At 45.3% G+C, this 12,775-nt stretch carries 10 protein-coding genes; 2 read left to right on the top strand and 8 right to left on the bottom strand.

The features are described 5' to 3' along the window. From recD2 to gpr, 8 genes are all read right to left on the bottom strand, one after another. Window positions 1-1,564, bottom strand: a 1,564-nt coding sequence (gene recD2, locus QVP40_RS10215; protein ID WP_288200476.1) for an SF1B family DNA helicase RecD2, incomplete at its 3' end; no start/stop codon positions are given. 1 nt (window position 1,565) lies between these two features. Continuing rightward, a complete protein-coding gene (locus tag QVP40_RS10220) occupies window positions 1,566-2,555 on the bottom strand; it encodes a rod shape-determining protein (RefSeq protein ID WP_022068331.1) in 990 nt (329 codons plus the stop codon). An 81-nt stretch (window positions 2,556-2,636) separates the two neighbouring features. Further along, the gene (gene uvrA / locus QVP40_RS10225; protein WP_022068332.1) at window positions 2,637-5,480 is read right to left on the bottom strand and encodes an excinuclease ABC subunit UvrA; all 2,844 of its coding nucleotides are present in this window, start codon (window positions 5,478-5,480) and stop codon (window positions 2,637-2,639) included. A gap of 64 nt (window positions 5,481-5,544) precedes the next feature. Beyond that, on the bottom strand, window positions 5,545-6,780 hold the full coding sequence (gene hemW, locus QVP40_RS10230; protein WP_022068333.1) for a radical SAM family heme chaperone HemW: 1,236 nt from the start codon (window positions 6,778-6,780) through the stop codon (window positions 5,545-5,547). Continuing rightward, on the bottom strand, window positions 6,770-7,126 hold the full coding sequence (locus QVP40_RS10235) for a hypothetical protein (RefSeq protein ID WP_022068334.1): 357 nt from the start codon (window positions 7,124-7,126) through the stop codon (window positions 6,770-6,772). The genes hemW and QVP40_RS10235 overlap by 11 nt, the downstream gene beginning before the upstream one ends. A gap of 121 nt (window positions 7,127-7,247) precedes the next feature. Continuing rightward, the gene (lepA, locus tag QVP40_RS10240; RefSeq protein ID WP_022068335.1) at window positions 7,248-9,056 is read right to left on the bottom strand and encodes a translation elongation factor 4; all 1,809 of its coding nucleotides are present in this window, start codon (window positions 9,054-9,056) and stop codon (window positions 7,248-7,250) included. A 500-nt stretch (window positions 9,057-9,556) separates the two neighbouring features. Further along, window positions 9,557-10,858: a stage II sporulation protein P gene (locus tag QVP40_RS10245; protein WP_022068336.1), complete on the bottom strand. Its 1,302-nt coding sequence runs from the start codon at window positions 10,856-10,858 to the stop codon at window positions 9,557-9,559. Window positions 10,859-11,023: 165 nt separating this feature from the next. Beyond that, a complete protein-coding gene (gene gpr / locus QVP40_RS10250) occupies window positions 11,024-11,932 on the bottom strand; it encodes a GPR endopeptidase (RefSeq protein WP_022068337.1) in 909 nt (302 codons plus the stop codon). Window positions 11,933-12,215: 283 nt separating this feature from the next. Here gpr and rpsT point away from each other — a divergent pair, with 283 nt between their 5' ends. Further along, a complete protein-coding gene (gene rpsT, locus QVP40_RS10255) occupies window positions 12,216-12,494 on the top strand; it encodes a 30S ribosomal protein S20 (protein WP_138270776.1) in 279 nt (92 codons plus the stop codon). Window positions 12,495-12,657: 163 nt separating this feature from the next. Continuing rightward, window positions 12,658-12,775, top strand: a 118-nt coding sequence (locus QVP40_RS10260; RefSeq protein WP_288200487.1) for a BlaI/MecI/CopY family transcriptional regulator, incomplete at its 3' end; no start/stop codon positions are given.

Below are 12,775 nucleotides of genomic sequence, written 5' to 3' on the forward strand. Positions count from 1 at the left end.
TCTTCAGAAAAAAGAAATCGCTGCTTTTATTACTGAGAGTCACCTGTTCTCCCCTGTTGATCTTGTGGGCATTGACAACAATATCACTCTCTGACGCCTGCCGGAAGATCTTTTTCAGCTCTACCACCGGAAATTCTCCGCTTCGGATAATGTCTCTTAAAACATTTCCCGGCCCCACACTTGAAAGCTGGTTTTCATCTCCTACAAGAATCAGCCGTGTTCCTGCGGTTACTGCCAGAAGAAGGGAATGCATCAGCTGAATATCCACCATAGACATCTCATCTATAATGATCACATCTGCTTCAAGAGGATTTTCCGCATTTCGCTCAAAATGAACTGCCTGTCCCTGTCTTTCCTCTTCCGGCATTCCGTTTAATTCCAAAAGCCGGTGTATGGTCTGAGCTTCATAGCCTGTAGCCTCTGTCATCCGCTTTGCAGCCCTTCCTGTAGGTGCTGCCAGACGCAGTTCACTGCCTTCTCCTTCAAAAAAACGGATAATTGCGTTAATGGTTGTCGTTTTTCCGGTTCCCGGTCCTCCGGTTAGAATAAAAAGACCGTGGCCGGCAGCCTCGGTCACTGCTTTTTTCTGCATTTCATCCAGTGTTGTGCCTGTTTCCTTTTCAATCTGGGCAATCCTGCGCTGCACAAAAGCTTCATCCTCAGGACAGTCAATATTCAGCTCTCTTAACATTCTGGCGGTATTGAGCTCCAGGTAATAAAAACGACTGGGGTAAACCAGTACCATTTCCCCCTCTTCTTTCTGGATCACCTTTCTTTCCATGGAAAGATCCATAAGGTGCTTTTCCATATAGGAGGCGTCCACTCCAAGAAGCTCGGAGGATCTCCGGAACAGTTCCTCTTTCGGAAGATACACATGGCCTTCTCCTGTCGCCTGTAAAAGAGTATACATCATTCCGCTTTTGATCCTGTAATCTGAATCTGTATGAATACCTATGCGCCCTGCGATCTCATCCGCGATTTTAAACCCCACGCCACTGATGTCATCTGCAAGGCGGTAAGGATTTTCCTGAAGAACACTGTAAACAGAATCTCCGTATTTCTGATAGATTTTTGCCCCCAGATTCAGGGAGATCCCGTATTTCTGCAAAAACATCATTGCTTTTCGCATATCTGCCTTTTCTTCCATCTGAGCAGCGATCTCGCGGGCCTTTTTTTCACTGATCCCCTTGATCTCAGCCAGACGTTCAGGCTCTTCTTCCACGATCCGAAGGGTATCTGCCCCAAACCTGCGGACAATCCTGGCAGCCAGAGCCGCTCCAATCCCCTTAATAGCCCCGGAGCCAAGGTAGCGCTCCATTGCCATGGCATCCTCAGGCATTTTTTCTGTAAAAGAGGTGATCTGGAACTGTTTTCCATAAATATGATGATTGATAAAATTCCCGGAAGCCTCAATGGTGGCTCCCTGGCTGATCACAGGAAAAGTTCCCACACAGGTCAGCTCCTCATCGTCGCCTTCTGTTCCTTTCAGAACAAGGACCGTATATCCGTTGTCTTCATTTCTGAATATAATATGGTCAATATATCCTGTTACGCTTTCACTCATCTTACTCTTCCATTCTTGCTCTTACTTCAGCATATTTTCCGGTTCCTACAGCAACTACGCTCATTGCATTCTGCACGGTCAGTGTGCTGACTCCTGTTTTCCTCTCGATCAGCGTATCCATTCCCCGAAGAAGCGCGCCGCCTCCCGTAAGAACAATCCCGCGGTCAACAATATCTGCCGCCAGTTCCGGCGGAGTTTTTTCAAGAACCCCATGCACAGTCTCTACGATCTGTCCTGTGGCATCCTTCAGAGCAGCCCGCACTTCTTCAGAGGTCAGCTTAACTGTTTTGGGAAGTCCTGTCATAATGTTTCTGCCTTTTACCTCCATAACATGAGGACTGGACTCTTCAATTGCCGTTCCTATTTTGATTTTTATTTCCTCTGCCATATCCTCTCCGATAAAAAGGCTGTGGCTTTTGCGCACGTAATTCATGATTGCCTGGTCAAAGGCGTCTCCTGCCACCTTAACAGAGGCAGAAACAACCACGCCTCCCAGAGAGATCACTGCCACATCTGTGGTTCCTCCGCCTATGTCTACGATCAGATTTCCAAAAGGCTTGGTTACATCCACACCGGAGCCTATGGCTCCGGCAATTGGCTCGTCTACCAGAAAAACTTCTCTGGCCCCGGCCTGATAAGTAACTTCCTCAACAGCTTTTCTCTCAATCTCCGTAATCCCGCTTGGAACGCAGATACTGATCCGGGGCTTACGGAAAACTCTGTTTCCCATTGCCTTTGTTATAAAATATTTCAGCATTTTTTCTGTAACATTAAAGTCAGCGATCACTCCCTGACGTATAGGGCGGATCACTTCCATATTAGAGGTCACATGGCCTGCCATCTGACGGGCCTCTTCCCCTATGGCTCTGATCTTTTCTGTATTTTTATCATAAACAACTACAGAAGGTTCCTGAAGAACAAGTCCCTTTGCCGTAGAATACACCAGACAGTTTCTGGTGCCCAGATCGATTCCGATATCACTTGCAGGCATAATGCCCTCCTTTCTGACCAAACTCTGTCACTGACGTAATTTTGTACCGGAGAATTCTTTACCTCTCCGACAGTTCTCTGTTTACTGCTTCAGATATCTGGCCACGTACTGTCCCGTATAGGATTCCGGTATTTTTACAATTTCTTCGGGCGTTCCCTTTGCGATCACTGTTCCGCCCCGATCGCCGCCCTCAGGTCCCATGTCAATAATATAATCTGCTGTTTTGATCACATCAAGATTATGCTCGATCACTACTACTGTATTTCCACCGTCTGCCAGACGTTTCAAAATATCTACCAGTTTATGCACATCCGCGAAATGAAGACCGGTTGTGGGCTCGTCCAGAATATAGATGGTTTTTCCTGTGCTTCTTCTGCTGAGTTCCGTTGCCAGCTTGATTCTCTGCGCCTCTCCTCCGGAAAGCTCTGTGGAGGGCTGGCCAAGGCGGATATAGGAAAGTCCCACATCATATAAGGTCTGGATCTTCCTGCGGATAGACGGGATATTTTCAAAAAATCCCAGCGCCTCTTCCACGGTCATATTCAGCACATCATAAATATTTTTGTCCTTATACTTGACTTCCAGGGTTTCACGATTGTATCGTTTGCCTTTGCAGACCTCACAGGGCACATAAACATCTGATAAAAAATGCATCTCAATCTTGATGATTCCGTCTCCGCTGCAGGCTTCACATCTTCCGCCCTTTACATTAAAGCTGAAGCGTCCCTTTTTATACCCTCTTGCCTTGGCGTCTGCCGTAGAAGCAAAAAGATCCCGGATCTGATCAAAAACTCCTGTATAAGTTGCGGGATTGGATCTGGGAGTTCTTCCTATAGGAGACTGGTCAATACTGATCACCTTGTCAAGCTCTTCCAGTCCCAGTATTTCCTTATGTTTTCCCGGAATGATACGGGCTCTGTTCAGGTCTCTCGCCAGAGTTTTATAAAGCACCTCGTTGATCAGAGAGCTTTTTCCCGATCCGCTGACACCGGTGACACAGGTCAGAATCCCAAGAGGAATATCCACATTTACCTGTTTCAGATTGTTCTCCGAAGCTCCGCGGATCTTCAGCCATCCCGTTGGCTTCTTCCGCTCCTCCGGTATCGGGATTCTGCATTTTCCACTTAAATAAGCGCCTGTTATGGAATTTTCATTTTTCATCAGATCTTCTGCAGTTCCCATTGCCACAAGTTTTCCACCATGCTCCCCGGCTCCGGGACCAATATCCACAACACAGTCTGCAGCCCGCATGGTATCTTCATCATGCTCTACCACAATCAGGCTGTTTCCCAGATCTCTCAGACGCATCAGCGCTTTCAGAAGCTTGTCGTTATCTCTCTGATGGAGTCCGATACTTGGCTCATCCAGAATGTAGGCCACTCCTACAAGACCGGAACCGATCTGCGTTGCCAGACGGATTCTCTGCGCTTCCCCTCCGGAAAGAGTTGCTGTAGCCCGTCCCAGAGAAAGGTAGTCAAGTCCTACCTCTGCCAGAAATCCCACTCTTGCCCGAACCTCCTTCAGAATCTGCCTTCCGATCAGTTCCTGCTGTTCTGTCAGCTTCAGTTCAGCCAGAAACTTCTTCAGATTCTCTATGGAAAGAGCCGTCAGCTCATAAATATTCTTATTGCCAACAGTAACAGCCAGAGCTTCTTTTTTCAGACGCTGTCCCTTACAGGTTTTGCATGGGGTGATGCGCATAAAAGTTTCATATTCCTGCTTCATGGCATCGGAACCGGTCTCCCGGTATCTCTGCTCCACATTTTTGATCAGTCCCGGAAACGCCACATCATAAACGCCTTCTCCTCTCTGACCCTTATAATAAACCTTGACAGACCTGCCTTCTGTTCCATGGATCAGCACATCTTTTATTTTCTGGGGATAATCCTGAAAAGGTGTGTCCAGGCTGAAATTATATTCCTTTGCAAGAGCATCTAGAATGGCTCTTGTAAAGCTTCCCTTATCCGTACAGGACTGCCATCCCATCACGGCGATAGCTCCCTGAGAAATACTCAGTGATTTATCCGGAATCATCAGATCCTCATCAAATTCCATTTTGTATCCAAGACCGTAACAATCCGGACAGGCTCCAAAAGGATTGTTAAAAGAGAAACTTCTTGGCTCGATCTCATCAATGCTGATCTGACAGTCAGGGCAGGAAAAGCTCTGGCTGAAGGTCAGAACATTTCCGTCCATGGTATCTACCATGAGAAGTCCCTCTGCAAGATCCAGAACAGTTTCAATGGAATCTGCCAGTCTTTTTTCGATTCCCGGTTTTACCACAAGACGGTCTACGATAATTTCAATATTATGTTTGATATTTTTGTCCAGCTTAATCTCTTCTGACAGTTCATACAGGTTTCCGTCAATCTGAACACGGACAAATCCGCTTCTTTTTGCCTGTTCCAGAAGCTTGACATGGGTTCCCTTCCGCCCTCTGACCACAGGAGCCAGAAGCTGAAGCTTTGTCCGCTCAGGCAGAGACATGATATGATCCACCATCTGATCAACGGTCTGTTTTTTTATCTCTTTTCCGCACCTGGGACAATGAGGAATTCCTATTCTTGCATACAGAAGACGAAGATAGTCATAAATTTCCGTCACGGTTCCCACTGTGGAACGGGGATTTCGGTTGGTGGATTTCTGGTCAATGGAAATTGCCGGAGGAAGCCCTTCAATCATTTCCACATCCGGTTTTTCCATCTGTCCCAGAAACTGTCTTGCATAGGAAGAAAGAGATTCCATATAACGTCTCTGTCCTTCTGCATAAATGGTATCAAAAGCCAGAGAAGATTTTCCGGATCCACTGACACCTGTCAGAACCACAAATTCATCTCTCGGAATATCCACGCTGAGGTTTTTCAGATTATTTACATTTGCCCCGCGGATTCTGATAAACTTTTTGCCTGTTGTATGTTCAGCCATTTGTTCCTCCAATTTCTATCCTGTATATACCTGGATTCTGTATCCTGCTTTTGGTTTCAGCCCTTCAGTCCTGAAGAAAATCTGACAGAATGTGATTGCTTACATGTATTCCCTTTCGCGTAAAACGCCAGAATCCACCGCTTTCTTCCAGAAATCCCATGGCTTCATATTTTTTCAGAACTTGTCCGTAAATTTCTTCAATTTCTTTTCCGAAACGTCCCCTGAACTCCTGAACAGAAATGCCTTTTGTCATCCGAAGTCCAAGAAACATAAACTCTTCCTGCTGCTCCTTTTCTGACAAAGCAGCAACATCCCGGCGGATTATCCGGGGTTTTCTGCTGTTCTCCAGATATTCCTGCAGATTCCGGGTATTGCAGAACCGGTATTCCCTCTGTTCCAGACTGCAGTATTCTGTTCCGTCCATACCTTCTCTTTCAGAGCTTCCACTGGTTTCCTCTCCACAGAGGCATTTCCATAGTTCTTCATCTACAAGAGAGGCTGCTCCCAGTCCAAGTCCAAGATACTCTGTTCTTTTCCAGTAACCTATATTATGTCTGCACTCATATCCATTCTTTGCATAATTAGATATTTCATACTGTTCAAATCCATATCTCTTCAGAATATCTGCCGTATCTTCATACATCTGATATTCCTCATCCTCACCGGGAAGCTTCAGTTCTCTCTGTGCAAAAGGCGTCCCAGCTTCCACGATCAGGCTGTAGGCGGATATATGCTCCGGCTTCAGTTCTGCTGCAGTTTTCAGATTATGTATCCACTTTTCACAGGTCTGTTCCGGAATTGCTGACATCAGATCAATATTAATATTGTCAAATCCGGCAGCTCTTGCCAGCTCATAGCTTTCCAGAAATTCTTCATACGTATGAATCCTTCCAAGAATCTGAAGCTCCCTGTTATCCGCTGACTGAAGTCCCAGACTGAGACGGTTGATACCGGCCACCCGATATATTTCCAGCTTATCAGAAGAAAGAGTACCGGGATTGGCCTCTATGGTGATCTCTGCATTCTCAGAAAATTCAAATCTGTCTCGGAGAGCCGCCATGATCCGTTCCATGTCCGAAGCATCCAGAAGAGACGGCGTTCCTCCTCCTGTAAACACAGAAACAACTTCTCTGTCCAGGTGTTCCGGAAGCGCCTGAATTTCTCTAATAAGAGCCTCTGTATATGCTTTCCTGGTCTCTGTGCCGGACGGACCGGAAAGGAAATCACAGTAATCACATTTCTTCACACAAAAAGGAATGTGAAGATAAAGTTCCAGAGGTTTTTTCCCTTTATTCTTCAATAATGTCCTCCTGATCTCCTGTGTCGCTGCCGTTATCGGTTTCCGGTTCCGGACTTTCTGCATTTTCGGAGTTCTCACCTGTTCTGCTGTCGGTTTCTTTATCGTCTGTCTTGTTCCCGTTGACCAGATATTCATTTACCATGGTAATATTTCCGTTTTTGACTACTGCCTTCTGATCCATTTTATCCGGTTCAGGCGCAGGCGACGGCTCAGGTGTGATGCTGATCTTCAGAACCTGCTGGGTGGCCGGATCCTTTTTCTTTTTGCCGCAGCCGCATCCTGCCATAAACACACAGAGCAGAAGCACGGAAACAACAACCAGCTTTCTTACTGTATTTTTTTTCATTTCCTATCTCCAATTCTGACAGGCTCAGGCCTGTTCAGGCTATTTTCCTTACTGTTCCTGACCTTTACAGCCTTCTGCGTCCAGTCACCTATTAGCACTAGTTTGACCTTCACAGAATTCCTTATTTCTCATCCAGCTTCAGGACACTCATAAAGGCTTTCTGAGGAATTTCCACATTTCCTACCTGACGCATGCGCTTCTTTCCCTCTTTCTGTTTTTCCAGAAGCTTTTTCTTACGGCTGATATCGCCGCCATAGCATTTGGCAAGCACGTCTTTACGCATGGCCTTAACTGTCTCTCTGGCAATGATCTTGCTTCCGATCGCTGCCTGAATCGGAATTTCAAAAAGCTGTCTGGGAATTTCCTCTTTCAGCTTCTCGCACATTTTACGTCCTCTTTCATAGGCAGTTTCCGCATGAACAATAAAGGAAAGGGCATCTACCTCTTCCTTATTTACAAGAATATCCAGCTTCACAAGCTCGCTGCGCTCATAACCGCAGAGATCATAATCAAGAGATGCATATCCTCTGGATCTGGATTTCAGAGCGTCAAAGAAGTCATAAATAATCTCATTCAGAGGCAGTTTATATTTCAGAAGCGCACGGGTTTCCTCCATATAATCCATGCCAATATACTGTCCCCGGCGTTCCTGACAAAGATCCATGATCGCGCCGATAAATTCCGTCGTTACCATGATCTCAGCATTTACCATAGGCTCTTCCATATATTCAATTTCTGAGGGATCCGGAAGATTGGACGGATTGGTAAGTTCGATCACCTCTCCGTTTGTTTTATAGACCTTATAAATAACGCCTGGAGCGGTAGTAACAAGATCAAGGTTATATTCTCTCTCCAGTCTCTCCTGAATGATCTCCAGATGAAGCAGTCCCAGAAATCCGCAACGGAAACCGAAGCCCAGCGCTACAGAAGTCTCCGGCTCATAGAAAAGAGACGCATCGTTTAACTGAAGCTTTTCCAGAGCGTCTCTCAGATCCCCGTACTTGGCTCCGTCTGCCGGATAAAGTCCGCAGTAAACCATAGGCTGAACCTTCTTATATCCGGGAAGCGCCTCCGCACACGGTCTGGTCACTTCTGTAACCGTATCGCCTACGCGGGTATCACTGACGTTTTTGATGCTTGCTGTAAAGTAACCTACCATTCCCGCAGACAGCTCATCACATGGAATAAAACGGCCGGCTCCAAAATATCCAACCTCCACAACCTCTGTTGAAAAACCTGTTGCCATCATTTTTACTTCTGTGCCTTTTCTGATACATCCGTCCATCAGCCTGCAGAATACAATAACACCTTTATAGGAGTCATAAATAGAATCAAAGATCAGGGCTTTTAACGGAGCATCCGGATCTCCTTCCGGCGCCGGGATCTTCTCCACGATCTGTTCCAGCACATCCTCAATATTCAGTCCTGTTTTTGCAGAGATCCTTGGCGCGTCCTCTGCCTCCAGTCCGATCACATCCTCAATCTCTCTGATCACGCGGTCCGGTTCCGCGCTTGGAAGATCGATCTTGTTGATCACCGGAAGCACATCCAGATTGTGTTCAAGAGCCAGATAGACATTTGCCAGTGTCTGAGCCTCAATTCCCTGGGCAGCATCTACCACAAGGATGGCTCCGTCACAGGCCGCAAGGCTTCTGGAAACCTCATAATTAAAATCCACATGTCCCGGCGTATCGATCAGGTTAAAAATATATTCTTCTCCATCCTTTGCTTTATAAACAATCCGGACTGCCTGCGATTTAATAGTAATCCCTCTTTCTCTTTCCAGATCCATATTATCCAGAATCTGCGCCTGCATTTCTCTCTGTGTCAGAAGTCCGGTCTTCTCAATAATACGGTCGGCAAGTGTGGACTTGCCATGGTCTATATGTGCAATAATGCAGAAATTACGAATCTTGCTCTGATCTGTCATTCCGCAGCGTTCCTCCTCTTATCTCAGTGTATTTTCGTTATATCGTGCCCCATTATAGCATATCCGCCCTCATCAAGTCCAGTTATCAGCCCTGCTTTCCAAGGCCTTTCGCAGGCAGCATATGCCAATTATTTTCCTGTTTCCATTATACAAACATACGTTCATATTTTCAAGACCTATTTTCTTTTTTCCTTCGACAAAACTTAAATGCATTTTTAAATTCCAGCCGGCAAAAGTAAATACAATCTCTGTAAATGAGCAGATTTAAAAAAGCACACAAAATCTTCGCTGTTTTGTCTTTACAGGATATACAAATAAAGTTTAAAATTTGTTTATGTCCGCATACTGTGGATTTTATTGTGCAAAATTCTGTATTGTCTCATTTACAGTTCCATATAACGCATAAATCCTTATAACATATAAATAAACAAAAGCTGCTCCTGCATATATCCTCTATTGCCTTTAAGAATTTTCATTCTGTATAATGTGAGCAAGTTTTTTCATTCCCCTGTCAGAACCCTGTTGAGAATATCCGCAAAGGGTTCCATGGCATTTTTTACCTCCTGCACCGTGTTTGTCTGAGCGCCGGCTTCCAGAAGAACTGCTCTCCTGCAAAGATGCAGATTATACCTTAATCCGGACAGATAAATTCCCCTGTAAAAATCCGGATAATACTGTGCGGCCTGGTATTCCATCTGAAAAGAAAAAGCAAGATTATCCTGTATGTATGGATTGGGCAGGTAATCCACCGGTCCGCCTGAGGCTGTATAACTGAGTCCGTTAAAAAACATAATCTGAGCTGTAGGTTTGCCGTTGATCTCTGTTACCAGATGGCGATCCTCAGCCACCCCGTCCCTGTGAAGATCTATCACCACTTCTATAGAAGGATTTTCTTTCAAGATCTGCTCTATATAAGGTCGGGCATAGTCATAGGCTTTATTCCTGTCCAGCACGCCGCCTGCCAGATCAAATTCCTCTGTTACATGAAGAACCTGATACCCATAGGTTTCTGTAAGGATTTCCGCCAGATAATTCCCTACTCCCACAATTGAATCCTCCACCACACCTTCTCTGGAATCAGCAAAGGTCTCCTGAGTGTGGCTGTGATAAATAAGAATCTGCGGCACCTGTGAATCCCTCTTTACAGTAAGATCGTTTGCCAGAAATTCTGCGGCATTCAGCTGCTCTGCGCTGGTGGCAGTGTCTTCGTCCACAATAAAAAAATTATCCAGCAGATAATTATAGTCTGCCAGCATTTCAGGTGCCAGACCAATAACCGGAGCAGGCTGTATCTGCGCCAGGGCAGGCTGTGCAGAGGCTGCTGAACTGACTGCCGGACTGGCAGTGGGATCTGATACCGGGCTGACTTCCGGTTTTGATGTGGGAATCGCCTCTGTCTCAGAGCTTTTCTTTTCTCCGGTCACCTGCTGTTCCTGCAAGTGCCTGTCCGATTCTTCTGTTTTTTCTTCCGGTTTTTCATTTTCTGACAGGTGTGCTTCCAGTCTGTTTTTTTCTTTTTCAGCAGCCGTTTCCTGATTTTCCCGCATATCATCACTACCCGACTGAAGATTTTCCGCCTTCATCATATCAGCCAGATATTTTGCATTACTTTCCACAAGTTTTTCATAGGTTTCCGGATCTTCTCTCTGAGGAACACTTGTTGCTTCTTCCTCCAGAAAGCAGTAAAGCGGCAGCTGCCTGTACACATTTCCCCGCAAAAAAAACGGTCCCGGAACCAAAAGCAGAACCGCAAAAAAGAAAATGCTCAAAATAATGCAGGATACTTTCTGGAGCTTTGTCATAGAATCACCTCTTTCAAAGAATCCTATGACAAAAATGATATGATTATACCCCTGTATTTCCGGAAATATGCTGCTGTCAAAGTATTTCCCGGTAATATATGCTGATTCTCTGCGACAGCAGCAATAAGCTTTGTCTATGCAGAAATCTATTTTCTGATTTTCCCATCAGACGCCTGAAAAAGCCATATTCAGCCCCTCTGATATGGTAAAGCTTAAATATTTTACAGTTTCATCCACATCCTTCGGTGTCACAAACATACTGTAAAGATTTGGCGCAATCATTTCCTCCAGGAACTCTTTTTGCTCCTGTTCCTCCAGCGCATCCAGAAGATGTTCCATAGAATCATGGACAATCGTTGCCGCATCTACTACTGTGGGGACCCCAATTCCAATTACTTTTACCTGAAGATTTTCTTCAGTAAGTCCAATCCTGTGATTTCCCACCCCGGAACCTGGATGAATCCCCGTATCCGTGATCTGGACTGTCCGGTTCAGCCTTCGGATACTGCGGGCTGCCAGGGCATCTACCGCAATAACAAGATCCGGCTTTGTTTCTGCCACTACACCCATTACAATTTCTGAAGTTTCCATTCCTGTCTGAGCCATAACGCCCGGCGCAAGACCACTGACCCGGTGCAGAATTTCCTTTTCTGTACTTTTCAGTCCGTATTCTCTGATAATATGACGGGTCATCCTGAGATTATCCACAACGTGGGGTCCCAGGGCATCCGCTGTAATTGCCTGATTTCCCAGACCTACCACAAGAACTGATGTCTCCCGCTTCAGATTGACAAGCTTTCTCAGATGACGGGCGATCTCTTCTGAAATTTCTCTGTGATAATCCTCGTCCGAGGCCGAAAGATTTGGCGCTTCTATGGTAATATAATTTCCCTGAGGCCTTCCCATAGCCTTTGCCCCGTTTTCTGTTGTTATTTTAACAACCGTAGTGCGGATGTCTCTTTCTTCGTCATATTGTTCTTTCACTTCCACTCCCCTAAGCTCTGTATTGCTTTGGGCAAAGCTCTCCGTTGCTTCAAGAGCCAGATCCGTTCTGATTCTGCTGCTTCCTGACATTTTTCCCTCCATGCCTGTAAATGATATTGGCAGTGTCTTTTCCCTGCCATACATGCAATCCTGTCCGATTTCATACAATTAATGCGCTCATTTTCCCGGGACATCTGAAATAAATTCCAGTGTTATACTGCGCATAAAGCAGTTGGTAGCTCCTTTTCTATAAGATTTACATTTTTATGAGAATTATGTATTGACATTCCAGAATATGTATACTAAAATAAATAAGCATGTTTACAGGAGCGCCCGTGTCTGTTCCTGTAGCAATCAATCAAAAAAACTCGAAATGGAGGTGTCCACATTGGCTAACATTAAATCTGCAAAGAAAAGAATCTTAGTAAACAGAACTAAAGCTGCGAGAAATAAGTCTATCCGTTCTGCTGTTAAAACTTCCATCAAAAAGGTAGAAGCTGCAGTTCAGAATAACGACAAGGCTGCTGCACAGGTTGCACTTAACGAGGCAATTGCTACAATCAGCAAAGCTACATCCAAGGGTGTTTACCACAAAAACAACTGTGCAAGAAAAGTTTCCCGTTTAACAAAAGCCGTAAACAACATCGGCTAATAAAAACGCCTTTTATTTTTAATTATAAGCTTATAATTAAAAAAGACAGTCACAACCGTCATGTGACTGTCTTTTTTTATGTATTTGACACCCGCCCTCTCCCGGGCTATAATAATCTTACATACGTAAGATTCCATTCTATCCATCCCGAAAGGAGACTGTCATGAAACTTCCCCAGATTTCTGAAGCAGAATACGAGGTAATGAAAATCATCTGGAAACATGCCCCCATCAGTACCAACCAGGTAACTGACATACTTTGCCGGACTACTGACTGGAGTC

Source organism: Blautia sp. CAG:257, from assembly GCF_000433815.1.
Classification (GTDB): Bacteria; Bacillota; Clostridia; order Lachnospirales; family Lachnospiraceae; genus Blautia_A; species Blautia_A caecimuris.

What these genes read in the sequence shown, in the direction of transcription:
- QVP40_RS10220 (WP_022068331.1), bottom strand. Translation starts at nt 2,555, where the DNA reads ATGCCTGCAAGTGATATCGGAATCGATCTGGGCACCAGAAACTGTCTG.
- uvrA (WP_022068332.1), bottom strand. Translation starts at nt 5,480, where the DNA reads ATGGCTGAACATACAACAGGCAAAAAGTTTATCAGAATCCGCGGGGCA.
- QVP40_RS10235 (WP_022068334.1), bottom strand. Translation starts at nt 7,126, where the DNA reads ATGAAAAAAAATACAGTAAGAAAGCTGGTTGTTGTTTCCGTGCTTCTG.
- lepA (WP_022068335.1), bottom strand. Translation starts at nt 9,056, where the DNA reads ATGACAGATCAGAGCAAGATTCGTAATTTCTGCATTATTGCACATATA.
- QVP40_RS10245 (WP_022068336.1), bottom strand. Translation starts at nt 10,858, where the DNA reads ATGACAAAGCTCCAGAAAGTATCCTGCATTATTTTGAGCATTTTCTTT.
- gpr (WP_022068337.1), bottom strand. Translation starts at nt 11,932, where the DNA reads ATGTCAGGAAGCAGCAGAATCAGAACGGATCTGGCTCTTGAAGCAACG.
- rpsT (WP_138270776.1), top strand. Translation starts at nt 12,216, where the DNA reads ATGGAGGTGTCCACATTGGCTAACATTAAATCTGCAAAGAAAAGAATC.